The organism is Polaromonas sp., assembly GCF_029945895.1.
Taxonomy (GTDB): Bacteria; Pseudomonadota; Gammaproteobacteria; order Burkholderiales; family Burkholderiaceae_C; genus Polaromonas.
The window spans coordinates 69,795-93,416 of sequence record NZ_JAQSDL010000076.1 but is presented as its reverse complement, the minus strand read 5'-3'; the positions used below and the strand labels follow the sequence as shown (position 1 = coordinate 93,416).

Genomic DNA, 23,622 nt, shown 5'->3' with positions numbered 1-23,622 from the left:
CTCAATGCGGCACCTGACCCAGCGTGAAGCGAAAGATGGCGCCCCGCCCTGGCGTGGACTCGCGCCACACCCGTCCACCGTGCCGGGCAATCACCAATCGCATGTTGTCAAGAACGATGTCGCTGCGCGTCGACTCCCCGGAGGTCTGGAGCGACGGGTAAGCTTCGAGCACCTGAGCGAGGGCCGCCGGGTCGGTTTCCGTGCCGTTGTATCGGACAAAACAGACCCTCTCGCCTGCAGGGCCTGATTCAGCGCCCACCACAATTTCGGCGTTCTTGTTGCGTGCCGTGTTCTTCCACGCGGTCCCGATCAGGGTCTCCATGACCAGGGTGATCATGCGCGCGTCGCCTTCGAGCATCACCGGCCGCTGTATCACGACCTTGACCACGCGTTGCGGATCACGTTTCTGGCAGGACCAAAGCGCCTTGTCGGCCATCGCGGCGATATCCAGCGTCTGCATCTTCAGCGTCGAGCGGGACACATCGGCAAATTGAAGCAACGCGTCTATCATTTCAGCCATGCGTATCGCAGCCGCATGGATCCTGTCCAGGTGGCCTTTCTGCCGCTCGTCGAGCAACGGGCTTGCATCGCGCATGAGCAGGCCGGCAAAACCCTCGATGGCCAGCAGCGGGGACCGCAGGTCGTGTGCCATCACGTGGGAGAGCCGCTCCAGATCCTGGTAAGCCGACTGCAACTCCGCGGTGCGGTCGCGCACACGCTGTTCCAGCGTCGCATTGAGCCTGATGACGTCTTCTTCTGCTTGCCTTTTTGCTGTGATGTCGCGAATAAAAGTACTGCTCATCTGCCGGCCCCGGCTGTCAGTGTAAGAAGATGAGGAAAGCTCCCCCAGAAAAGTGGTCCCGTCACTGCGCCGCAGGATCAACTCCCCCCGCGCAAAACCGGCCTTGCTGCGCTCCTCGAGAAATCCTGCCAGCCGCGGGTCGCTGGTCACATCCTGGCGCCCGATCCGCCACAGGTCCTGGGGCGCAATGCCGAACATGGTGGAAGCCGCCGGGTTGGCTGTGTGAAAGGAACCATCGGCATCGGCCATCAGGTAGGCATCGGGGGCGTTTTCAAACAGCAGCCTGTATTTTTCCTCACTTTCAACCAGTTCCTCCCGCGCAAGTTCCAGTTGCCGATAAGGCCCTTCCAGGAACTCGATGAAGATGGCCCGAAAAACAAAGAGATACGCCTCCACCTTGATCACATGGCCAAGGATTGAATACTGGTCGCGGAAGGTGGCATACAGGGTGAAACAGAGTTCCGACAGGGCCATCAGGCAGGCGGCGGCAAAAAGCGGAACCAGCGGATAGGGCTGCGGCTCGCGCGTGCGCAGGTAAAAGCTTGTGGCCGCCGCGAGATTGAGAACGATGACCAGGTACTCCACCGCAATCTTGAGCGGGGTCAGCCCTGAACCGGGTACAAAAAACCAGGTCTTGAGGGCCGGCTCGACCAGCCCATAGGCTGAAATCGTCAGCGCAAACGCCAGGCTCAGGCCCAGCACCCAGTGGCGCTCCGTGCTTCCGATGCGGCGGTCCCAGGGCTGGAAGGCAATCGCGAGCAACACGCCCGCCACCAGCAGGCGTGCCGCCAGAAAAAACGAGATCGACTTGCCGTCCTGGCTTGGATTGAAGAACGACGGCATGCCGTCGTAGGAAATCAGGTGGGAAAAATCAAGAATGGCCACGCCCAGAAAGACGGTGCACAGCAGCGCCACATTGCTGCGACCTTCCTTCGTGAGGGTGAACCAGCCGGCAGAAAACACCAGCACCGACACAATGACCGAGATCGTCTCCAGCAAGGAGTGCAAATTCACATTGATCGCAGCAGGCAACTCAAAATGCAGCGCCGGCACCAGCGCAAAAGCGACCAGCAAGGCCACGTTGAGCAGCCAGAGGGCGGAAACCTGCATCATGGGCCGCCGGTAGCTGGCGTGGGGAATGATCACGAGCCCGTCTCCATGCTACTGCGCCTTTTTACAAATTGTCAGTTCGGTTCAGTTCAGTTCAGTTTAAGGCACGGCCAAGCCCTGGAATGCCCGCAGGAAAAAAAACGGCCGCACTGCTTGATTTGAAGCAACCCCATCAAAGCGGGCTGTCCCGGGTGGGCGAACCGGCCGGCGGCCGTACCTGCAAGACCTCCCCGGGGAACAGCACTTCCACGATGTAGCCGGGCTCGCGTGACCACTTCTGTTCCTTGATCAGCCACTGCATGACAAACTCCCGAACCGTCTGCCGCGCCGGCTCAATCACCAGTTGCTGGTAGCCGGCTGACAGTGCGCGTTTCTCCAGCTCGGGCGTGATGGACTGGGCAAGCGCCGCCAGATTGTCCTGCTTGTTCAGTCGCGCCCAGCCGTTGTGGGTGTACATCTGCATGACCGAGGTATCAAAGGCCACAGGCAGGCTGGGCTTGATGGCGGGCGCCTGGACAATGCAGGTCTTGCCACGGATCACCACATGCCACTCTTTGGCCAGGGCGATGTGATACCGGTAGTGCACGGGGGCCTGGATGTGCGACACCGTCGTGCCAAGGTGAATGCCCCAGAACTCCCGGGTGTCCGACCGTGTGAAGCGCTCCTGGGCAATCACCGTGGCGACCTCCAGCAAACCGCCCTCCGTGCGGATGACGACCGGAACCTCGGGCACCATCACGCTGGTTTCGATGCGGGTTGTTGTTGCAGGATAAAAATGCCAGGCGGCCCAAGCCGTCAGCGCCACCAGAACCACAGCGAACAAGGCGGCGCCGGAAAGTCGGGTCTGGGTGGGCATGGTGTGAGGCGTTCCTGCGGGCTGGGGCCAATGGGATTCCATTATCTGCCGCATCGGCCGGTCAGGCGAAGTGCCCCGGCAAACCCTAGTGTCGCGTTGCGCCCCGTCCGGTTAAGGTCTGCCCAGCAAGAACAGACACAGACACGACCCATGACAACCCTGACCGGCCTGGACGCGACCTTTCTTTACCTTGAAACGCCCGAGATGCCCATGCATGTGGGTTCCCTGAACCTGTGCGAGCTGCCGGCGGGTTTCCGGGGCAGCTTTCACAAGGCCGTCAAAAGCCACATCGGCAAACGCATGCACCTGGCGCCGGTGTTCAGCCGCAAGCTGGTGTTCATGCCGCTGGATCTGGGCCATCCACTGTGGGTGGAGGCTGACGCGGTGGATATCAACTTTCATGTGCGCCGCGCCGGGCCGCCCCAAGCAAGCACGCCCCCCCCGGGGGGCAGCACAGCACACGAAGTGGCAAGCGTGGGGGCCAAAACTCGGCGTGCCGACCCCACCCAAAAAGACGCGGCCCCGATGACACTCGCCGCCGTGCACAAGCTGTGCGCGCAGTTGCATGGCGAACTGATCGACCGGAACTTTCCCCTCTGGGAATTCCACATCTTTGACCGCATCAAGCTGCCGGACGGCAAAGTGGTGGCGGGCTTCTTCTCGAAAATCCACCACGCCGCGCTGGACGGCAAGGGCGGTGTGATGCTGGCCAACGCGATGCTGGATATCGGCCCCGAGCCGCGCGAGGTGGCGCCGCCCGACCCGGCGCGCCGCCGCAGGCTGGAATCTGACCTCAAGCTCGGCAGAATGATCGGCTCGGTGTTTTCAAGCTCCCTCGGACAACTTGCCAAGCTGGCGAGAACGTTGCCGTCGGCGGCCAGCACCCTGGGCAGCAGCCTGGCGCGGCAAACCGTCGCAGCGTCGGCGTCGGGCACACGGCCCAAAATGCCGCTGAAACTTGCCCCGCCAACGCCCTTCAACACGGGTATTGGCAAGGGCCGGGTGTTTGTCACTGCCACTCTGCCGCTGGCTGAATGCAAGGCCATGGGCAAGGCCGTCGGCGGCTCCTTGAACGACATGTTGCTCTGGATCTGCTCGACCGCGCTGCGCAGCTACCTGAGTCAACACCACACCCTGCCGAAAAAGTCGCTGGTGGCCGCCATGCCGGTGTCGCTGCGTGAAGCCGGTGCCAGCGATGCATCCAACCTGGGCAACCAGGTCAGCATGGGCCTGGTTGAGCTGGGCACGCACCTGGCGAACCCGCTCAGACGCATGAACGCCATCATGGCCTCCACCGCGCGGGTCAAGACCTCGATGGGCGCGCTCAAGGGTCTGCTGCCGACGGACTACCCTTCCCTGCTGGCACCCTGGCTGGTGGGGGGCGCCGCCAAAATGGCGCTGAACGCCTATGGCAAGAGCGGCATGGCCAGCCGCCTGCCCATGGTGGCCAACCTCGCCATCTCCAATGTGCCGGGACCGCCGGTGCCGCTGTACCTGGCGGGCGCCCGGTTTCTGACCTTCCACCCGCTGTCAATCATCATGCACGGGCTGGCGCTGAACATCACCCTCCAGACCTACGCCGGTCAGGTGGACTTCGGCATCGTGGCCGACAAGAAGGCCTTGCCGCATGCCAAAGACCTGGCGGCGGCGATAACGGCCGCTTTCCGCGAGGCGCAGGGGCTGCTGGGTAAGGTGGCCTCCAGCCCGCCGGCAGTGGCTTCCCCCGTAAAAACCCCTGAACGCGCTGTCGCCTCAGGGACGTCTTTAGGGAAGTCTCCCTCTGTGAGACGCGCTGTTCAACCCAAGATAAGCAGCATCCAGAACAAAGCCAAAACATCCAATGCATCCAGTCATGGCACAGCCTCCCGCCCAACCGCCCGCACAAGCCAAAAAATCAAACCCCGGTCCCCGGGCAGACCTGCACGACGGTCCGGCACCTAACGCCTGGCTGCTGGCGCTGGAGTTTCGGGCCTTCTGGGAGTTCGGCGCGCTGCTTCCCGCGTGGCCGGTACTGGCCCGGGCGCCCAGGGGCGACCAGCACAGCGTGGTGGTGTTCCCCGGCCTGTCGGCCAGCGACGGCTCGACCATGCCGCTGCGCCGCTACCTCGATTCGCTGGGCTACCAGACCAGCGGCTGGGAACAAGGCTTCAATTTCGGCCCGCGCGCGGGCGTGCTGGAGGCGGCACGCGCCCAGGTGCGGCGCGCATTCGAGGAAAGCGACCGCAAGGTCAGCCTGATCGGCTGGAGCCTGGGCGGCGTCTATGCGCGCGAACTGGCCAAGGAGCTGCCCCACATGGTGCGCAGCGTGATCACGCTGGGCACGCCGTTTGCCGGTTCGCACCGCTCCACCAACGCCTGGCGCATCTACGAGCTGGCCAGCGGGCGCAAGGTGGCGCGTGAAAGCGAGAACTACGACCTGCCCGCTGCGCCACCGGTGCCCACCACCAGCATTTATTCACGCAGCGACGGCATCGTGGCCTGGCAAGGCAGCGTGCAGAAACCGTCGGCCCACAACCCGCAGACAGAAAACGTCGAAGTGGTGGCGAGCCACGTCGGCCTGGGCCTGAACCCGAGCGCCTGGTGGGCCGTGGCCGACCGGCTGGCGCAAGCCGAAGGCCGCTGGCAGCCGTTTGAGCGCAAGGGCACGTTCTGGCACGGGCTGATTTACCCGGACCCGACCCGCGCAGCCTGACCCCCGCCCCTCAAAAAGAAAAAGAGCGCCTGCAGCTTGAACTGCAGGCGCTCTTTTTTTGATAGCTTTCCGCGCTTGACTGGCAAGGGCTGGATGGCTAAAACGCTTGAAAATCAGGCGGCTTCGGGGTGCTCTTTCTGGTAGTTGGCAATGCCGTCGGTGATTTCCTTGCGCGCCGCGTCCGGGCCTTCCCAGCCCTGGATCTTGACCCACTTGCCGTCTTCGAGGTCTTTGTAATGCTCAAAAAAGTGGGCGATGGTTTTCAGGCGCAGCGGGTTCATGTCTTCAGGCTTTTGCCACTGGGTGTACAGCGAGCACTTCTTGTCCACCGGCACGGCCAGCACCTTGCCGTCTTCGCCGGCCTCGTCGGTCATCTTCAGGATGCCGATCGCGCGGCAGGTCACCACCACGCCGGGAATCAGGGGCACCGGCGTGATCACCAGCACATCGACCGGGTCGCCGTCGCCGCTGAGGGTCTTGGGCACATAACCGTAGTTGGTCGGGTAATGCATGGACGTGCTCATGAAGCGGTCCACAAAAATGGCGCCGGACTCCTTGTCCACCTCGTACTTGACCGGGTCGGCGTTCATCGGGATTTCGATGATCACATTGAAAGCGTCAGGAGCATTTTTTCCGGGGGTGACTTTATCGAGGGACATGGTCTCTTTGTGTTGAAGTAATAAAAAGGTGGATGCTTGATCAGTATTTACCCTCATTTTACTGATTCGGACCTGACGCTTCGCGAACTTGTCACGATTTGGCGTTAAATTTCGAAGGTTGGCCAATCGTCTTGTCTCTACGTAGGACACGAGCAACGAGGAAGCAACGCAGCGGGGGCACCGCTAGCGTGGCGCCCCCTCCAAGCGAAAAACAACGTAGGAGATCTCTCTATGACAGGCAACTCAGCGCTTATTCTTGCGCTCGTCTGCGGACTGGCCGCCGTGGCTTACGGCTTCTGGGCTCGCAGCTGGATTCTTTCCCAGGACGCAGGCAACGCGCGCATGCAGGAAATTGCAGCGGCGATTCAAACCGGTGCCGCCGCCTACCTGGCGCGCCAATACAAGACCATTGCCATCGTCGGCGTCGTGCTGGCGATCCTGATCGGCCTCTTTCTTGACGTGCCCAGCGCCATCGGTTTTGTCGTCGGCGCGGTGCTCTCGGGTGCCTGCGGCTTCATCGGCATGAACGTCTCGGTGCGCGCCAATGTGCGCACCGCGCAGGCAGCCACCCGCGGCATTGGCCCCGCCCTGGATGTCGCCTTTCGCGGCGGCGCGATCACCGGCATGCTGGTGGTCGGCCTGGGCCTGCTCGGCGTGACAGCCTTTTACTGGTTTCTGGTGGGCAACGGCAACTACACGCCCAATGCCAATCTGGCCAGCCTGCTCAATCCGCTGATCGGTTTTGCCTTCGGCTCCTCGCTGATTTCCATCTTTGCGCGACTGGGCGGCGGCATTTTCACCAAGGGCGCTGACGTCGGCGCCGACCTGGTGGGCAAGGTCGAGGCCGGCATTCCGGAAGACGACCCACGCAACCCGGCCGTGATCGCCGACAACGTCGGCGACAACGTGGGCGACTGCGCCGGCATGGCCGCCGACCTGTTTGAAACCTATGCCGTCACGCTGATCGCCACCATGGTGCTGGGCGCGCTGCTGGTCACCGGCGCCGGCACCAGCGCGGTGGTTTATCCGCTGGCGCTGGGCGCGGTCTCCATCATTGCGTCCATCATCGGCTGCTTCTTTGTCAAGGCCTCACCCGGCATGACCAACGTGATGCCGGCGCTGTACAAGGGCCTGGCTGTCGCGGGCGGCCTGTCGCTGATCGCCTTCTACTTTGTGACGGTCTGGCTGATGCCCGACAACGCCATCAAGGCGGCAGGCACGCAGATGGCCTTGTTCGGCGCCTGTGCCGTGGGCCTGGTGCTGACCGGTGCCCTGGTCTGGATCACCGAGTACTACACCGGCACGCAGTACGCCCCGGTGCGCCATATTGCGCAGGCCTCGACCACCGGCCACGGCACCAACATCATTGCCGGTCTCGGCGTGTCCATGCGCTCGACCGCCTGGCCGGTGATCTGTGTCTGCATCGCGATCTGGGTTTCCTACACACTGGCCGGCCTGTACGGCATTGCTATTGCCGCGACCTCCATGCTCAGCATGGCCGGCATTGTGGTGGCATTGGACGCCTACGGCCCGATCACCGACAACGCCGGCGGTATTGCCGAGATGGCGGACATGCCCCCCGAAGTTCGGGCCGTGACCGATCCGCTGGACGCGGTGGGCAACACCACCAAGGCCGTGACCAAGGGTTACGCCATCGGCTCTGCCGGACTGGCAGCACTGGTGCTGTTTGCCGACTACACGCACAAGCTCGAAGCCTATGGCAAGGCCATCAGTTTTGACCTCAGCGATCCGATGGTGATCATTGGCCTGTTTATCGGCGGGCTGATTCCCTACCTGTTCGGTGCAATGGCCATGGAAGCCGTGGGCCGCGCCGCCGGCGCGGTCGTGGTGGAGGTACGCCGCCAGTTCCGCGAGATCAAGGGCATCATGGAAGGCACGGCCAAGCCCGAATACGGCAAGGCGGTGGACATGCTGACAACGGCCGCCATCAAGGAAATGATGATCCCCTCACTGCTGCCGGTGGTGGTGCCGATTCTGGTCGGCCTGTTGCTGGGTCCCGCTGCGCTGGGCGGACTGCTGATGGGTACCATCGTGACCGGCCTGTTTGTGGCGATCTCCATGTGTACCGGCGGCGGTGCCTGGGACAACGCCAAGAAATACATCGAAGACGGCAACCACGGCGGCAAGGGTTCCGAGACCCACAAGGCAGCCGTGACCGGCGACACCGTGGGCGACCCCTACAAGGACACGGCCGGCCCGGCGGTCAACCCGCTGATCAAGATCATCAACATCGTGGCGCTGCTGATCGTGCCGCTGATGATGAAGTTCCACGGCGGCAATGCCAATGCAGCGCCAGCCACCCCGGCTGCAGCACCCGCAGCGGTGAGTGCACCGGCCGTCACCCCGACTGCGCCCGGCATGCCCGCACCGGCGCCTGTGCAGGCACCGGGCGCCGCAGCCACGCCAACACCGGCGAAATAGACGAACAAAGAAGAAAAAGCCACGCTTTGCTTCGGCCCGCTTCGGCGGGCTTTTTTCTGTCTGTCGTTCAGCGCGGAGCGGCCAGCACGGCACGCACCAGGGCGCTGCAAGGTCCGGTCAGCGTTCGCAAATCGGCCGTGCGGTTGCTCTCAATGGCCTGCAGCACCAACTCGTTGATACCGCCGATGACGGCCATGGCCAGGGTCGCGGTCAGCGCTTCGTCCTGCGGCGTGTGCGGATGGCCGGCGTTGACCACCTGGACCACAAAGTCGGCCATTTCCTGGTTCATCTGGCGCCGCACCTGCAGCCCCTCGGGACCCAGGCTGAGGATCTCGATGAACAGCGTGCGCAGCAACGCCGGGTTGCTGGCCAGACAATCGAGGTAGGCGCCCATCGCATGCTCGACCTGGGTCTTCCAGTCGCGGCCGGGGTCGATGGCGCCCTTGAGCACCTTGAGCCCGCCGTGGCTGGCCGCCACGTAAAGCGCGATCAGGCAGTCCTTCTTGGTGGAAAAACACTCGTAAAACGTCCGCTTGGAGACCCCGGCTTCGCGCACGATGTCGGCCACGGTGGTGTCGGCATAACCCTTGAGCGCCACGCTGTGCGCCATGCCTTCGAGCAGACGGGAACGGTAGGCCCTGGCCGCTTCCATGCCGGCAGCGGAGATGTCCTCGGAATACATGAATGGGGCACCCTCCACGCAAAGTTAGAACGATGTCGGTACTTGACAGTACCACAGCACCACCCTATAGTCATTCTCAGTGGTACCGACAAGTACCAGATTATTTCCCCAGGGAGAAAACATGAGCGAACTGGTTGTGCGCCGCCTGCTGATAGACCTTGAGACACCCCTGCCGCGGCATTGGTGCGCCGGGGATGCGTTTCGCACGGCTTTTTTCAACGCGCTGTCCATGAGTTTTCCGGTCGGTGAGCAGTTTTTCATCGACTCGGTGCGCAATGGCCTGAAGGCATTGCCTGTCGACTTGCAGGACCAGTACAAGGCCGAAGTCCAGGGTTTTGTCGGGCAGGAGGCCACGCACCGCCGCATTCACGGTCTCTTCAACAAGCACCTCGAAACGCAGGGCCTAGTCAACGACTGGGCGCCGCGCGCGGAAAAAAACATGCGGTTGCTGGCGGGCACCAACCCGCTCCATGCGCTGGCCATTACCGCAGCCAATGAACATTTCACCGCGATCCTTGCCGAATGGATGCTGAGCAACCACGACCTGCTCGACGGTAGCGAGCCGCGCCTGAAAACCATGTGGCTATGGCACTGCGCCGAAGAGTCTGAACATAAAAATACGGCCTTTGACGTGTACACCGCACTGGGCGGCAGCCACGAATGGCGCATCAAATGGTTTCGCCGCATCACCTTTGTGTTTTTGACCGATACCCTGCGCCAGACCGTCAACAACCTGTCCCACGACGGCACCTTGTGGAAGTGGAGCACCTGGAAAAGCGCCGCCAGCTACCTGTTCGGCCAGCGCGGTCTGATCCGCCAGACCTTCAAGCCCTGGCGCGAGTATCTGCGCACGGACTTTCATCCCAAGCAGCAGGCGAGCGATCTGTCGGCGCGCTGGCTGGCCAGCAACAGCAGCGCCTACACGCCGGTCGGGGCATAAGTCCAGCCGGCCCTGGCTGGGCCGCTATTCATTTCGTAGCCCATTGCGGTTCCGAACCAGGGGCTGCAGCCCGTTCCGGCCTGATTTTTTGCGGGCGCTGCGTTTTCGCGGAAAATCATATGCATGCAACTCAATTACATCGCCAACGCATCGGTCCGCTCCGCCTCGGGCAAAACCCTTCCTGTGATCGATCCGTCCGACGGTCAGCCCTTCGACGAGATCCAGCGCAGCAATGCGCAGGACATCGATCAGGCGGTGCAAGCCGCCCATGACTGCCTGAACACCGTCTGGCACAAGGTCAGCGCCGCCGAACGCGGGCGGCTGCTGATGGCCCTGTCCCGCAAGGTGGCCGAACATGCCGATGAACTCGCAGCCATCGAGCAGCGCGATTGCGGCAAACCGACCAAACAGGCCAAAGCCGACGCCGCCGCGCTGGTGCGTTATTTCGAGTTTTACGCCGGCGCCTGCGACAAACTGCACGGCGAGACCCTGCCCTACCTCGACGGCTACAGCGTGATGACCTGGCGCGAGCCGCACGGCGTGACCGGCCACATCATCCCGTGGAACTACCCGATGCAGATTTTCGGCCGCAGCGTCGGTGGTGCGCTGGCCGCAGGCAACGTCTGCGTGGTCAAGCCGGCCGAAGACGCTTGCCTGTCCTTGATCCGCGTGGCCCAACTCGCGGCCGAGGCCGGCTTTCCGGCCGGTGCCATCAACATCGTGACCGGCTACGGCCACGAGGTCGGTGACGCCCTGGCCCGCCACAAGGGCATCCACCACATCAGCTTCACCGGTAGCCCGACGGTGGGCACCTTGATCCAGCAGGTGGCAGCCGAGCGCCATTGCCCGGTCACGCTGGAGCTGGGCGGCAAAAGCCCGCAAATCGTCTTTGCCGATGCCGATCTCGACGCCGCCATTCCGGCGCTGGTCAACGCCATCGTGCAAAACGCCGGCCAGACCTGCTCGGCCGGCTCGCGCCTGCTGGTCGATGCAACCATCTACGAGCCTCTGCTGGAGCGCCTGGGCCAGGCCTTCGAGAAGCTGCGCGTTGGCCCCGCCACGATGGATCTGGACGTCGGACCGCTGATCCGGCAGACCCAGCAGCAGCGCGTCTGGGATTTCCTGAGCGACGCGCAGGTGGCCGGCATCCCCATGGTGGCTCAGGGACAGATCGTCGACGAAGCGCCCGACACCGGCTTCTACCAGGCGCCGACGCTGCTGCGAGACGTGCCCGTGAACCACCGCGTGGCCCAGGAAGAAGTCTTCGGCCCGGTGCTGTGCGCCATGAGTTTCCGCGATGAAGACCACGCGGTCGAACTCGCCAACGCCACGCAGTTCGGCCTGGTGGCCGGCATCTGGACCCGCGACGGCGGCCGCCAGTTCCGCATGGCCAAACGTGTGCAGAGCGGACAGGTCTTCATCAACAACTACGGCGCCGGCGGCGGCGTGGAACTGCCCTTCGGTGGCGTCAAGTCCTCGGGTTACGGACGGGAAAAAGGTTTTGAGGCCCTGTACGGCTTCACCACACTGAAGACCGTAGCGATCCGGCATGGCTGAACCCGTCCGTTCTTTTTCAATATAAAACAGGCTGTAGCCCTTTACCATCGAGCGCCAACAGCTACAACATTCATAGCACTCAAGGAACCACCATGCGACTCCAGAACAAATCCGTCATCGTCACCGGCGCCGGCGGCGGCATCGGCGAAGGCATTGCCAAACGGCTGGCTGCTGAAGGCGCCCAGGTCATCGTCAACGACATCAACAGCGCGCTCGGCGAAAAAGTCGTGGCCGACATCTTGGCGGCCGGCGGCAAGGCCTCTTTCTTCAAGGCCGACGTCACCAAAACCGCCGACATGAAGGCGCTGGTGGACGCTGCCGTGCAGCGCCACGGCAAGCTCGACGTGATGGTCAACAACGCTGGCTGGACGCACTTGAACCAGCCCGCGCTGGAAACCACCGAGGAAGAGTTCGACCGCTGCTACGCGATCAACGTCAAAAGCATCTACCTCTCGACCATTCACGCCACGCCGGTGTTCCGCGCGCAGGGGGGCGGGAGTTTCATCAACATCGCGTCCACCGCCGGCGTGCGCCCGCGCCCGGGCCTGACCTGGTACAACGGTTCCAAGGGCGCGGTCATCACCACGTCGAAGTCGCTGGCGGCCGAACTTGGCCCGGACAACATCCGCGTGAACTGCATCAATCCGGTGTTCAACCCCGACACCGCGCTGTCCACCCAGTTTGCGGGCGGCACGGTCACCGGCCCCGAAGGCGAAGCGCGCCGCGCCAAGTTCCTGGCCAGCATTCCGTTGGGGCGGTTTTCAACCGCGCTCGACGTCGCCAATGCAGCGCTCTACCTGGCCAGCGACGAAGCGGCGTTCATCAGCGGCGTGTGTATCGAGGTCGATGGCGGGCGCTGCGTTTGATTCCTGTCAGGACGGAGAGCGCCCCGTGGGGGATTTCCATTTGTGACAAACTGAATTGATTTGGAGGACTCAATGCTCGTACAACTCACCTATGCCAGCCGTACTGCGGGCGTTCTCGGTGCCAACGATGTCAAGGACATTCTCGCCGCCTCCAAACGAAACAATGCGCTGGTTGGCGTGACCGGCGCGTTGTGTCTGAACAATGGCATCTTCCTTCAGCAGTTGGAGGGCGATAAGGCCGAAGTGAACGCGCTGTACCACCGGCTGCTGCGTGACGAACGCCATCGCGACCCCGCCATCCTGGATTTTTCCGAGATCACCCAGCGCCGCTTTGGAAGCTGGTCCATGGGGCTGCTGTCATCACTGGAAGAAAACCGCCAGATTTTCCAGAAGTATTCGGGAAGCCGTGACTTTGATCCCTATGCCATGAGCGTGCCGTCGTTGCGTGCTTTTTTCAACGAGATCGTGGACAACGTGCGCTGGCTCGGCTGAGCGCCATGATGGGCCTGCCCAGCATGATCACGCAAGGGTGCCGGTCGGTGTTCGCCCGGCCGCGCCAATGGCGTAAATTCACCGCTTGGGCCTTTTCAACATGACCGACAAAATCATCCCCATCGCAGACATCCGTTACGCCGCGCGCGTGCCGCACATCCCTGCGCAGCTGCAGGCGCCCACCGGCCTGCTGGCCGACACGCTGGCCCGGCCATTGCACGACCTGCGCATCAGCGTGACCGACCGCTGCAACTTCCGCTGCAGCTACTGCATGCCCAGCGAGGTGTTCAACAAGGACTATGCGTTTTTGCCGCAGACCTCGTTGCTCAGTTTTGAAGAGATCACGCGGCTCACCAGAATTTTTGTCGCGCATGGTGTCGAAAAAATCCGGCTGACCGGCGGCGAACCGCTGCTGCGCAAGCACCTTGAAGTGCTGATCGGCATGCTGGCCCGGCTCGAAACGCCTCAGGGCAAGCCGCTGGACATCACCTTGACGACCAACGGCTCGCTGCTGGTCAAAAAGGCCCAGGCCCTGAAAGACGCGGGCCTGCAGCGGGTCACCGTGAGCCTGGACGGGCTGGACGACGCGGTGTTCCGGCGCATGAACGATGTGGATTTTCCGGTCGCCGACGTGCTCAGGGGCATCGAAGTGGCACACAAGGTGGGCCTGGCGCCCATCAAGGTCAACATGGTGGTCAAGCGCGGCACCAACGACGCCGAGATCCTGCCCATGGCCCGGCACTTCCGGAACTCCGGTGTGGTGCTGCGTTTTATCGAATACATGGACGTGGGCGCGACCAACGGCTGGCGCATGGACGAAGTCATGCCCTCGGCCGAAGTCATCCAGCGCCTGCAGCAGGAATTTCCACTCGAAGCCATCGACCCCAACTACCTCGGGGAAACGGCAGAGCGCTGGCGTTACGCCGATGGCGCTGGCGAAATTGGCGTGATCAGCAGCGTCACCAAGGCTTTTTGCGGGGACTGCAACCGGGCACGCCTGTCCACCGAGGGCAAGCTGTTTTTGTGCCTGTTCGCCAACCAGGGTCACGACCTGCGCGCCCTGCTGCGCGACGGCAACTCTTCGGACGAACAGATTTCCGGCGCCGTCGCCCACATCTGGCAGGGCCGCAACGACCGTTATTCGGAGCTGCGTGCGGCGCTGCCGCCTGACAGTTCCATGCCGGGCGATGGCGGCAAACGCGTCGAGATGAGTTACATCGGTGGCTAGCGATATGGCCCCCACGTTCGCGCACTGCGTGTCGCTCTCTGCCCCCCGAGGGGGCCGCTGCGCCTGCGGACTGGCGAAGCCAGATCCGCGGCCCGGGCTTGAAAGGGATGTCCTCCTGCCATGAAACCGCTCACTATGAACATCACGAAGATTGCATCACATGGTTGAAACGATAGACGGCGCAGAAATCACCGGCATCATCCTGGCGGGTGGGCGCGGCTCGCGCATGGGCGGCGCCGACAAAGGTCTGCAGAACTTCAATGGCGTGCCGCTGGCCCTGCACACCCTGCTGCGGCTGTCCCCACAGGTCGGCGAGGTCATGGTCAATGCCAACCGCAACCTCGCGGCCTACGAGTCGTTTGGTGTGCCGGTCTGGCCCGATGCGGCGGGCCTGGGCGAATTTTCCGGCCCTCTCGCAGGTTTCCTGACCGGGATGGAGCGCTGCGAAACGCCTTACCTGGTGACCGTGCCCTGCGACACCCCACTGTTCAGCCAGGAGCTGGTCGCCCGCCTTGCCGAGGCGATGGTGCGGGACGATGCCGACATCGCGGTGGTCGCCGCCCCCGAGGAAGACGGCCAGTTGCGTGCGCAGCCGGTTTTCTGCCTGCTGCGCACCCGCCTGCTGGAAAGCCTGATGCTGTTCACCGCCAGCGGCGGCCGCAAGATCGATGCGTGGACGGCGCAGCACAAAACCGTGCTTGTGCCCTTCAACCAGCCGGGCGACGACCCGCGTGCTTTCTTCAACGCCAACACGCTGGCGGAACTTCACCAGCTCGAAGCCCTGCGCCCATGAAGTCCATCGCCCAGATTGCCGCCGAACTGGAGGGCTACGATCCGCAAGCCCTGCCCGCCGCCGATGTGCTGCGCTTTCTGTCGCAGCTGGTGGAACCGGTGCAGGACGTGGCGGAACTGCCGCTGTTCGAGGCGCTGGGCCGCGTGCTGGCGACCGATGTGGTGTCGCCGTTTGACGTGCCGCCCCACGACAACTCGGCCATGGACGGGTATGCCTTTCACGGCGCCGCCCTCGCAGCGGGCACAGCCCTGACCCTGAAAGTCGTGGGTACGGCGCTGGCTGGCAAGGCCTGGCAGGGATCGGTCGGCGCCGGCGAGTGCGTGAAGATCATGACCGGCGCCATCATGCCGGCCGGGCTGGACACCGTGGTGCCGCAGGAGCTCGTCAGCGTTCAGGGCGACGCCATCACCCTGCCCGCCCGACTGCTGCAACCCGGTGACAACCGCCGGCTGCGCGGCGAGGACCTCATGCAGGGCCGGGCTGCACTATCAAAAGGAGAGCTGCTCACGCCGGCCCGGCTTGGGCTGGTGGCCTCTTTGGGCATGAAAACCGTCCGCACCCTGCGTCCGCTGCGGGTGGCCTACTTTTCGACTGGCGATGAAATCCTGTCGCTGGGCGAGGCGCCGCGCGAAGGTGCGGTCTACGACAGCAACCGCTACACGGTGTTCGGCATGCTCAGGCAGCTGGGATGCGAGGTGATCGACATGGGCGTGGTGCGCGACGAGCCGGCCCTGCTGGAAGCAGCTTTCACAGCCGCTGCGGCGCAGGCCGATGCCATCATCACGTCCGGCGGTGTCAGCGTCGGCGAGGCCGACTACACCAAGGCCATGATGCAAAAGCTCGGCGACGTGGCCTTCTGGAAAATCGCCATGCGTCCTGGGCGTCCGATGGCGGTGGGCCGGATATCTCAAGCGAAATCGACCTCCAGCCCAATGGATGCGGGCGCAAGCAGCTACCAAAGTAATAGCAATGCGAAGGAAGTGGGGAGCGTGGGGGCGATTCTCTTCGGTCTGCCCGGCAACCCGGTCGCGGTGATGGTGACGTTTCTGGCTTTTGTGCGGCCGGCCCTGCTGCAGATGATGGGATGCATCGACCCGGCGCCGCCGCTGCTCAAGGCGCGCTGCCTGGAACCCATGCGCAAGAAGCCGGGCCGCACCGAGTACCAGCGCGGCTGGGTATCCACCGCCGCCGACGGTTCGCTGCAGGTCAGGACCACCGGCAACCAGGGCTCGGGCGTGCTCAGCTCCATGGCACAGGCCAATGGTCTGATCGTGCTGCACCACAGCCAGGGCAACATCGCCACAGACGACGAGGTGGATGTGATGATGTTCGACGGCTGGATGTGACCCGCACGGTCGATCACCGCGCGTAGCTCGCGTCCGCCAACAACCCGTCCTTCGACACCACAGAGCGATCAGAAGCAGCACGAAAGGTCCGCACGCGGAACCGGCTTCGCCGGACCGCAGGCGCAGCGGCCCCCTCGGTGGGCAGCGCATGACACGCCGTGAAAAGGGGGAGGCTTTTTTTACTTGGCGATGTATTCCGGAGACCCATGATGGACCTCCGGCTCATCCTTCGCCACCGCCTTGTTGGCGCCCGGGATCGTGCTGCGGGCAAACAGCGCGTACATGGTCGGCACCACGAACACCGTCAGCAGCGTGCCCAGCGACATGCCGCCCACGATGACCCAGCCGATCTGGATGCGGCTTTCCGCGCCCGCCCCGGTGGCGAGCGCCAGCGGCAAGGCGCCCAGCACCATGGCGCCGGTGGTCATCAGGATGGGGCGCAGGCGCTGCGCAGACGCCTTGACCAGCGCCTCCAGCATGTCCATGCCCTGCCCGCGCAGCTGATTCGTGAACTCGACAATCAGGATGCCGTGCTTGGTGATCAGCCCGACCAGGGTGATCAGCCCGATCTGCGAATAGACGTTGAGCGAGCCGCCTGACAGCTTGAGCGCAACCAGCGCACCGATCATCGACAGCGGCACCGACAGCATGATCACCAGCGGGTCGATGAAACTCTCGAACTGCGCGGCCAGCACCAGGAAAATGAAGACCAGCGCCAGCACGAACACGATGGCCAGCGCCCCCTGGGAATTCTTGAATTCGCGCGAGGTGCCATTGAGGTCGGTGCTGTAGCCGGGCTTGAGCACCTTGGCCGAAATTCCGTTCATGAAGGTCAGCGCCTGGCCCAGCGAATAGTCGGGTGCCAGGTTGGCCGTGATGGAAGCAGCCCGGCGCTGGCCAAAGTGGTTGAGCTCGCGCGGCGAGACCGCTTCGCGCACCGTGACCAGGCTGGACAGCGGAATCATGGCGTCATTGCGGCCGCGCACATAAATGCCCTCGATGTCTTCCGGCGTGCTGCGCCCGCCCGCTTCGGTCTGCACGATCACGTCGTACTGCTCGGCGTCGCGCTTGTAACGCGTCACGTTGCGCCCGCCCAGCATGGTTTCAATCGCCTTGGCCACCACTTCCACACTGACACCCAGATCGGCGGCCTTGTCGCGGTTGACGTCAATGCGCAGCTCGGGCTTGTTCAGGCGCAGGTCCGACACCGGTGACTGGATGCCCGGGTTTTTCGCAATTTCGGCGAGCAACTGTTCGACCACGATGTTGAGGTTTTCGTAGCTGTCCGAGGTCTGGATGACAAAATTGAGCGGCCGCTCGCGAAAACCCTGGCCCAGCGAGGGCGGCGTGATCGGAAACGCCGTGACGCCCGGCAGGCTGGCGAACTTGGGCTGCAGTTCACGCGCCATCTCCAGCGTGCTGCGCTTGCGTTCGTCCCAGTCCACCGTGCGGTAGATGACACTGGCCTGCGACACGGTGGGGTTGCCGATACTGGCAAAAATCCGGTCGAACTCCTTGTAGGGCTGGCCCATTTTCTCCAGCGCCTCGGCATAACGGTTGGTGTAGTCCAGCGTGGCGCCATCGGGCGCATTGACGGTGGCCAGGATGGTGCCCCGGTCTTCCAGCGGCGACAACTCCTGCTTCATGGTCGGGAAAATAAGCAGGATGGCCAGCGCACTGGCCAGCATGACACCGACCACGATCCAGCGCGCCTGCAGCACCCACGCCCTGACGCCGCCGCCCCTGCCAGCCACCGGCTGGTAACGCCGGGTGAGTACCCAGCGCAGCACGCTGGCGTAACGGTTGGAGACCGCGTTGAGAAAGCGCTCCATGCCGCGGTCAAAAACGTTCGGTTTCGGGTTGTGTTTGAGCAGTTTGGCGCAAAGCATGGGCGTCAGGGTCAACGCCACAAAACCCGACACGACCACCGCGCCGGCCAGCGCCAGCGCAAACTCGACAAACAGCCGGCCGGTGCGCCCGGGGGTGAAGGCCAGGGGCGCGTAAACCGCCACCAGCGTCGCCGTCATGGTGACCACGGCAAAACCGATTTCCCGCGCGCCCTTGATGGCTGCCGAAAACGGATCCAGTCCTTCTTCGATGTGACGGAAGATGTTTTCCAGCATCACGATGGCATCATCGACCACCAGCCCGATGGCCAGCACCAGCGCCAGCAACGTCAGCGTGTTGATGGTGAAGCCCGCCAGCGCCATCAGCGCAAAGGTGCCGACCAGGCTGACCGGGATGGTGACGATGGGAATGATGGACGCGCGGAAGGTGCGCAGGAACACAAAGATCACGAGGGCCACCAGCGCCACGGCTTCGGCGATGGTCTGGTAGACGTTCCTGACCGAACGGTCGATGAACACCGAGTTGTCGTTGGCGATGTCGATGTTGACTTCCGGCGGCAGATCGGCCTTGAGCTGCGGAATCATGTTGCGCACGCCCTGCGACAGGTCCAGCGGGTTGGCGGTGGCCTGGCGGATCACGCCGGCCCCGATGGCCGCGCGGCCATTGAGCCGCACGCCGCTGCGCTCGTCTGCCGCACCTTCCTCGACACGCGCCACATCACGCACCTTGACCGGGAAACCGTTGACGCTGCGGATCACCACCTCGCCGAACTGTTCGGGACGCACCAGGCCGGTCTCGGACGTCACGCTGAACTCGCGTTGCTGCGATTCAATGCGGCCAGCGGGAACCTCCAGGTTGCTGCGCCGGATGGCGTCCTCGATGTCCTGCGTGGTCAGGCGGTAGGCCGCCATTTTCCGGGGGTCGAGCCAGACACGCATCGCGTATTTGCGTTCACCGAAGATGCGCACATCGGCCACACCGGTGACAGTTTGCAGGCGCGGCTTGACGATGCGATTGACGAGGTCGTTGATCTGCAGACGGGTCAGGCTGTCGCTGGTGAAGGCCAGCCAGATCACGGGAAACGCATCGGCCTCGACCTTGGCAATCACCGGCTCCTCAATGGCCTGCGGCAGCTTGTTGCGTACCCGCGAGGTGCGGTCGCGCACCTCGGCGGCCGCGGCGTCGGCGTCTTTCTCGAGCCTGAAACGCACGGAAATCTGGCTCTGGTCGGCACGGCTGATCGAAGTCAGCACATCCACCGCGTCGATGCCGGCAATCGAGTCTTCCAGCGGCTTGGTCACCTGTGATTCGATCACCTCGGCCGAGGCACCGGGGTAACGCACGCTGACCGTCACCACCGGCTCGTCGATCTTGGGGTACTCGCGCACCGTCAGGCGCTGGAAACTGACCGCGCCGATCAGCACGATCAGCAGGGACAGCACGGTGGCAAACACCGGGCGACGTATCGAGACTTCTGCCAGTTGCATCAGGGGGTCCAGTCAGGAGATGGCTTCGGACTCAGGCCGGCTTGCGTGTCGCCCGGGCCCGGGCTTCGGGCATGGCTTCGGCGGGAACCGGCGCCGGAGCGCTGCCACGTACCGCTCCGGACATCGCAGGTGCGCGCCCCGCCTCACGCATGCCCACCAGACAGGGGTTGGCACCACCCATGGATTTCCCCGCCGGCGCACGCGGGACTTCGGGCGCTGCCGCCACCACGGGTGCAGCGGCGGGCGCACCGTCGGCCGGCCGAGCGGCAGTGGACGGACCCAGATCCACCACACGCACGGTCATGCCGTCGCGCTGAATGCGCTGCTGGCCGGTGGTGACCACCATGTCGCCAGGCTCCAGCCCGCCCGTGATTTCCGCCTGGCCGGGCCGCCGGATACCCACCTGAACCGCCACCCGCCGGGCAATCCAGGTCTGCGCCTCCGGCCCGGGCAGCAGCTTGATGACATATTGTTTTTCCCCCTGGGGCACCAGCGCCTCTTCCGGAATGACCCTGGCGTCGTTGCGCTCGCCAAAGACCGCGTTGACGCGGGCAAACATGCCGGGACGCAGTTGCAGCTGCCGGTTGTCGATGCAGGCCCGCACCGCCACCGAGCGGCCATTGGCGTCGATCAGCGGATCGATCGCCTGCACCACCGCCGTGTATTTGCGTCCCGGCAGCGCGTCCATGTCCACCAGGGCGGTCTGACCGCGCTGGAGCTTGTTCTGGAAACGCTCGGGCAGGCGGAAGTCGACAAACACGGCGTCGATGTCTTCAATATTGACGATGTCGGCCCCATCCTTGAGGTAGTCCCCGGGATTGACCTGGCGGATACCTGCAATGCCGTCGAAGGGCGCGACGATTTTCAGCCTCGCGGCAGTGGCCTTCGCCAGCGAGAGCCTGGCCTGCGCCACCTGCAGGTTGGCGGCACTTTCATCGAGGGAGCGCTGACTGACAAAGTTCTGCGCGACCAGTTCCTGGTTGCGCTTCTGGTTGGCCTGGGCGATCGACAGCTCGGCCTGGCTTTGCTGCACCTGCGCCAAGGGCAGCTGGTCGTCAAACTGCACCAGCACCTGCCCCTTGCGTACGCGCTGGCCGTCGGTGAAATTGAGCTGGGTGATGCGACCACTGACCTCCGGGCGCAACACCACGCTGCGGCGTGAACGCAGACTGCCGACCGCCTGGGCGTCGTCCACCAGTTTCACGACCGTCACCTTGGCGGCTTCCACCGTCGGCCGGGTACCGGCTGAGGCCTGCGACTGCCCCGCAGGCGCGGCCTTGACCGCGCTGTTGGCCTTGTTCTGGTACCACCATGCGGCGCCGGACAGGCCGGCAATGCCGAGCACGGCAACGACAGAATAAATTGCTTTTGATGCCATGTGGGGACGGTTGATAAAGATCAGAACTTTGACAATCAATCAATGTAACAGCAGGTTTGTCCCGCCAGCGTCACCTGAAGGAAATCCCGAGCAATATCGGGGTCAGATTTACGTCGGCTTTACATTGGCACCGCCCAACGCTCACCGCTCGCCGCCCACCGCCGCCACAGGAAAGGTCAGCCCCTGGACAAAGCCAGAACCACACCCTTGTTGGCCAGGGCATCTGCGCGCTCATTGCCGGGGTCGCCGGCATGCCCCTTGACCCAGCGCCATTCGATGGTGTGGCCACTGCTGCTGATCAGGTCGTCGAGCTTCTGCCAGAGGTCGATGTTTTTCACGGGCTGTTTGGCAGCGGTGCGCCAGCCGCGTGCCTTCCAGCCGCTGATCCACTCGGTGATGCCCTTGCGCACATATTCGCTGTCCAGGTACAGCGTGACGCGGCAGGGCCGCTTGAGCGCGGCCAGCGCTTCGATAACCGCGGTCATCTCCATGCGGTTGTTGGTCGTGCCCAGCTCGCCGCCAAACAGCTCCTTGACGGTGTCGCCGCTGGTCAGCATCGCGCCCCAGCCTCCGGGGCCAGGGTTGCCCTTGCAGGCGCCGTCGGTGTAAATCACCACATGTTGGGCTGAGGCTGGCGAAAAATCAGTCATGCGTTGCGCAAGTCCTTGGTTGGGGTTCTGAAAAAAGGGAAGTGTTCAAAAGGGTTCCGGGCGGCGCACCTGGTTGGCAATGACCGCAGGGGCCTGAGCGGTGGCCTTTTGCGTTTTCCAGTTGGGTTCAAGCAGGCGCATGCCACGCACGCGCTTGACGGCGACCAGGAAATACATTGCGCCGAAAATCGGCCACCAGCGTTCGCCGGCCTTGTCCATCCAGGCAAAACGCTCCAGCGATGCAAGCCTGCTCACGGCCGGCCGGTAGCAGCCGAACCGGCTGGACTCAACCTCAAAGCTGAGCAGGCGCAGCCAGTCGCGCAGACGCCAGTAGCCGATGAACTCACCGGCTTCGGGTAAAAAGAGTTCGCCGTAGCCGAGGCGGCGGTAGAAGTGCGCGCGTCGCTGGCGCAGGCCCCAGAGGCTGGCCGGATTCAGGCCGCTGATCACCACGCGGCCCTCAGGCACGAGCACCCGTTCGACTTCGCGCAAGGTGGCATGGGGATCACTGCTGAGCTCCAGCGTGTGCGGCAACAGCACCAGGTCCAGGCTGTTCTCGGGAAAGGGCAAGGCGGCCGAATGGGTCAGCAGGGCCACCCGCGGGGAACTTGCCCCGGGTACAGGGGTCGCACTGCCGTTGCCGCTTGCCGGTGGCCCCGCAAAGAGATCTGACTCGGCGCCCTGCAGAGCCAGCCACTTGTGCGGCATGCGGTTGCTGCGCAGCGCGTCGAGTTCGGGCAGACCCAGCTGCAGCGCGTGGTAGCCAAACATGTCTGCCACGGCCTCGTCGAATCGCTCACGCTCCCACGCCAGCAAATACTCGCCGGGCGGGGTTTTGAACCAGTTTGTGAAACCTATAATTTGAGAGCCCATCGAGAGTGCCGCATGTACCTGATTTCCATCCCTGCTTTTGACGACAACTACCTCTGGCTTCTGCACGACGGCCGACGCGCCCTGGTGGTTGATCCGGGCGACGCACAGCCCGTGCAGCGCATGCTGCAGGACAGGCAACTGCAATTAGAGTCGATTTTAGTCACGCACCACCACCCCGATCACACTGGCGGCGTCGATGCGCTGCGCGACGCCACCGGCGCGAAGGTGTTCGGCCCGGCCCGTGAGCGCATCCCCCGGCCTTTTACCCCCCTCCAGGACGGCGACACGGTGCGGGCACTGGACCTTGATTTCCAGGTCATCGACGTGCCAGGCCACACCGCCGGCCATATCGCGTTTTACATGGCCCCCAGACTTTCCGCTTCGCGTGATGCGCTGCCCCCCGAGGGGGCTCATCCGGCTTGGGGCGGCCCGGCGCCGGATGGCCCCGTCCTGGATGGTCGGCCCCTGCTGTTTTGTGGTGACACGCTTTTTTCCGGCGGTTGCGGCCGCCTTTTCGAAGGTACGCCGGCGCAAATGCTGGCTTCGCTGGACCGTCTCGCCGCCCTCCCCGGCGACACCCGCGTCTGCTGCACGCATGAATACACGATGAGCAACCTGCGTTTTGCGCTCGCGGTAGAACCTGACAACCGCGAGCTGATTGGTTACCATGCACGCTGTGCTGCCTTGAGAGACAAGGGGGAGCCGACCTTGCCGACCTCGATTGCCCAGGAGTTGCTGATCAACCCCTTTTTGCGTACCCGACAGGCCACGGTCATCGCTGCCGCCCGGCACTTTGATCCGGCGGCACATGACGACAACACCGTATTTGCCGCCATCAGGCAGTGGAAGAACCAATTCAAATGACCGAGCCGCAGCCAGCGTTTTTCACCCCCTCCGCCGCTTTCCCGGCTTCCCCGTTTT

At 63.7% G+C, this 23,622-nt stretch carries 19 protein-coding genes; 11 read left to right on the top strand and 8 right to left on the bottom strand.

All coding sequences use genetic code 11. The features are described 5' to 3' along the window. Window position 1 precedes the first annotated feature (1 nt). Both PSV33_RS08885 and PSV33_RS08880 read right to left on the bottom strand, forming a co-directional pair. Window positions 2-1,948, bottom strand: a complete 1,947-nt coding sequence (locus PSV33_RS08885; protein ID WP_300560726.1) for an MASE3 domain-containing protein — start codon at window positions 1,946-1,948, stop codon at window positions 2-4. A 136-nt stretch (window positions 1,949-2,084) separates the two neighbouring features. Beyond that, window positions 2,085-2,768, bottom strand: coding sequence for a hypothetical protein (locus PSV33_RS08880; protein ID WP_300560725.1), 684 nt, complete (start codon window positions 2,766-2,768; stop codon window positions 2,085-2,087). A 150-nt stretch (window positions 2,769-2,918) separates the two neighbouring features. On the opposite strand from PSV33_RS08880, the gene PSV33_RS08875 reads away from it, so the two are divergent. Together PSV33_RS08875 and PSV33_RS08870 are read left to right on the top strand one after the other, a co-directional pair. Then, window positions 2,919-4,709 carry a wax ester/triacylglycerol synthase domain-containing protein gene (locus PSV33_RS08875; RefSeq protein ID WP_300560723.1) on the top strand — a complete coding sequence of 597 codons (1,791 nt, stop codon included), beginning with the start codon at window positions 2,919-2,921 and terminating at the stop codon, window positions 4,707-4,709. After that, complete coding sequence (locus PSV33_RS08870) at window positions 4,621-5,460, top strand: alpha/beta hydrolase (RefSeq protein WP_300560721.1); 840 nt, start codon at window positions 4,621-4,623, stop codon at window positions 5,458-5,460. Before PSV33_RS08875 ends, PSV33_RS08870 begins: the two co-directional genes overlap by 89 nt. Window positions 5,461-5,573: 113 nt before the next feature. On the opposite strand, the gene ppa is transcribed toward PSV33_RS08870, so the two are convergent. Further along, window positions 5,574-6,119, bottom strand: a complete 546-nt coding sequence (ppa, locus tag PSV33_RS08865) for an inorganic diphosphatase (protein ID WP_300560719.1) — start codon at window positions 6,117-6,119, stop codon at window positions 5,574-5,576. A 231-nt stretch (window positions 6,120-6,350) separates the two neighbouring features. On the opposite strand from ppa, the gene PSV33_RS08860 reads away from it, so the two are divergent. Continuing rightward, window positions 6,351-8,561: a sodium-translocating pyrophosphatase gene (locus tag PSV33_RS08860; protein ID WP_300560718.1), complete on the top strand. Its 2,211-nt coding sequence runs from the start codon at window positions 6,351-6,353 to the stop codon at window positions 8,559-8,561. 67 nt (window positions 8,562-8,628) lie between these two features. On the opposite strand, the gene PSV33_RS08855 is transcribed toward PSV33_RS08860, so the two are convergent. Further along, window positions 8,629-9,243, bottom strand: a complete 615-nt coding sequence (locus tag PSV33_RS08855) for a TetR/AcrR family transcriptional regulator (RefSeq protein WP_300560716.1) — start codon at window positions 9,241-9,243, stop codon at window positions 8,629-8,631. 121 nt (window positions 9,244-9,364) lie between these two features. Here PSV33_RS08855 and PSV33_RS08850 point away from each other — a divergent pair, with 121 nt between their 5' ends. From PSV33_RS08850 to glp, 7 genes are all read left to right on the top strand, one after another. Beyond that, entirely contained in the window at window positions 9,365-10,183 is an 819-nt protein-coding gene (locus tag PSV33_RS08850) for a metal-dependent hydrolase (RefSeq protein WP_300560714.1), read from the top strand. Window positions 10,184-10,306: 123 nt separating this feature from the next. Further along, entirely contained in the window at window positions 10,307-11,740 is a 1,434-nt protein-coding gene (locus PSV33_RS08845; protein WP_300560712.1) for an aldehyde dehydrogenase family protein, read from the top strand. Window positions 11,741-11,832: 92 nt separating this feature from the next. Then, window positions 11,833-12,606: an SDR family oxidoreductase gene (locus PSV33_RS08840; RefSeq protein WP_300560711.1), complete on the top strand. Its 774-nt coding sequence runs from the start codon at window positions 11,833-11,835 to the stop codon at window positions 12,604-12,606. A 72-nt stretch (window positions 12,607-12,678) separates the two neighbouring features. After that, window positions 12,679-13,098 (top strand): BLUF domain-containing protein, encoded by a 420-nt coding sequence (locus PSV33_RS08835; protein WP_300560710.1) that lies wholly within the window; start codon window positions 12,679-12,681, stop codon window positions 13,096-13,098. Between the two features lie 100 nt (window positions 13,099-13,198). Continuing rightward, entirely contained in the window at window positions 13,199-14,326 is a 1,128-nt protein-coding gene (gene moaA, locus PSV33_RS08830) for a GTP 3',8-cyclase MoaA (RefSeq protein ID WP_300560708.1), read from the top strand. Between the two features lie 160 nt (window positions 14,327-14,486). Then, the gene (gene mobA, locus PSV33_RS08825) at window positions 14,487-15,119 is read left to right on the top strand and encodes a molybdenum cofactor guanylyltransferase MobA (protein ID WP_300560706.1); all 633 of its coding nucleotides are present in this window, start codon (window positions 14,487-14,489) and stop codon (window positions 15,117-15,119) included. After that, window positions 15,116-16,465 (top strand): gephyrin-like molybdotransferase Glp, encoded by a 1,350-nt coding sequence (gene glp / locus PSV33_RS08820; RefSeq protein WP_300560704.1) that lies wholly within the window; start codon window positions 15,116-15,118, stop codon window positions 16,463-16,465. Before mobA ends, glp begins: the two co-directional genes overlap by 4 nt. Window positions 16,466-16,644: 179 nt before the next feature. Here the strand turns inward: glp and PSV33_RS08815 are convergent, their stop codons facing one another. The 4 genes from PSV33_RS08815 to PSV33_RS08800 all read right to left on the bottom strand — a co-directional run bounded on the left by PSV33_RS08815 (window position 16,645) and on the right by PSV33_RS08800 (window position 22,701). Continuing rightward, window positions 16,645-19,800: an efflux RND transporter permease subunit gene (locus tag PSV33_RS08815; RefSeq protein ID WP_300560702.1), complete on the bottom strand. Its 3,156-nt coding sequence runs from the start codon at window positions 19,798-19,800 to the stop codon at window positions 16,645-16,647. A gap of 31 nt (window positions 19,801-19,831) precedes the next feature. Beyond that, a complete protein-coding gene (locus PSV33_RS08810) occupies window positions 19,832-21,178 on the bottom strand; it encodes an efflux RND transporter periplasmic adaptor subunit (protein ID WP_300560700.1) in 1,347 nt (448 codons plus the stop codon). 176 nt (window positions 21,179-21,354) lie between these two features. After that, on the bottom strand, window positions 21,355-21,828 hold the full coding sequence (gene rnhA / locus PSV33_RS08805) for a ribonuclease HI (protein WP_300560699.1): 474 nt from the start codon (window positions 21,826-21,828) through the stop codon (window positions 21,355-21,357). Between the two features lie 45 nt (window positions 21,829-21,873). Beyond that, entirely contained in the window at window positions 21,874-22,701 is an 828-nt protein-coding gene (locus tag PSV33_RS08800; RefSeq protein ID WP_300560698.1) for a methyltransferase domain-containing protein, read from the bottom strand. A 12-nt stretch (window positions 22,702-22,713) separates the two neighbouring features. Here PSV33_RS08800 and gloB point away from each other — a divergent pair, with 12 nt between their 5' ends. After that, entirely contained in the window at window positions 22,714-23,565 is an 852-nt protein-coding gene (gene gloB / locus PSV33_RS08795) for a hydroxyacylglutathione hydrolase (protein WP_300560696.1), read from the top strand. The last annotated feature ends 57 nt before the right edge of the window (window positions 23,566-23,622 follow it).

Coding starts and splice junctions, on each gene's coding strand:
- PSV33_RS08815 (WP_300560702.1), bottom strand. CDS start 19,800: ATGCAACTGGCAGAAGTCTCGATACGTCGCCCGGTGTTTGCCACCGTG.
- PSV33_RS08855 (WP_300560716.1), bottom strand. CDS start 9,243: ATGTATTCCGAGGACATCTCCGCTGCCGGCATGGAAGCGGCCAGGGCC.
- PSV33_RS08860 (WP_300560718.1), top strand. CDS start 6,351: ATGACAGGCAACTCAGCGCTTATTCTTGCGCTCGTCTGCGGACTGGCC.
- PSV33_RS08875 (WP_300560723.1), top strand. CDS start 2,919: ATGACAACCCTGACCGGCCTGGACGCGACCTTTCTTTACCTTGAAACG.
- PSV33_RS08850 (WP_300560714.1), top strand. CDS start 9,365: ATGAGCGAACTGGTTGTGCGCCGCCTGCTGATAGACCTTGAGACACCC.
- moaA (WP_300560708.1), top strand. CDS start 13,199: ATGACCGACAAAATCATCCCCATCGCAGACATCCGTTACGCCGCGCGC.
- PSV33_RS08880 (WP_300560725.1), bottom strand. CDS start 2,768: ATGCCCACCCAGACCCGACTTTCCGGCGCCGCCTTGTTCGCTGTGGTT.
- glp (WP_300560704.1), top strand. CDS start 15,116: ATGAAGTCCATCGCCCAGATTGCCGCCGAACTGGAGGGCTACGATCCG.
- PSV33_RS08845 (WP_300560712.1), top strand. CDS start 10,307: ATGCAACTCAATTACATCGCCAACGCATCGGTCCGCTCCGCCTCGGGC.
- PSV33_RS08835 (WP_300560710.1), top strand. CDS start 12,679: ATGCTCGTACAACTCACCTATGCCAGCCGTACTGCGGGCGTTCTCGGT.
- PSV33_RS08840 (WP_300560711.1), top strand. CDS start 11,833: ATGCGACTCCAGAACAAATCCGTCATCGTCACCGGCGCCGGCGGCGGC.
- PSV33_RS08810 (WP_300560700.1), bottom strand. CDS start 21,178: ATGGCATCAAAAGCAATTTATTCTGTCGTTGCCGTGCTCGGCATTGCC.
- mobA (WP_300560706.1), top strand. CDS start 14,487: ATGGTTGAAACGATAGACGGCGCAGAAATCACCGGCATCATCCTGGCG.
- gloB (WP_300560696.1), top strand. CDS start 22,714: ATGTACCTGATTTCCATCCCTGCTTTTGACGACAACTACCTCTGGCTT.
- ppa (WP_300560719.1), bottom strand. CDS start 6,119: ATGTCCCTCGATAAAGTCACCCCCGGAAAAAATGCTCCTGACGCTTTC.
- rnhA (WP_300560699.1), bottom strand. CDS start 21,828: ATGACTGATTTTTCGCCAGCCTCAGCCCAACATGTGGTGATTTACACC.
- PSV33_RS08870 (WP_300560721.1), top strand. CDS start 4,621: ATGGCACAGCCTCCCGCCCAACCGCCCGCACAAGCCAAAAAATCAAAC.
- PSV33_RS08800 (WP_300560698.1), bottom strand. CDS start 22,701: ATGGGCTCTCAAATTATAGGTTTCACAAACTGGTTCAAAACCCCGCCC.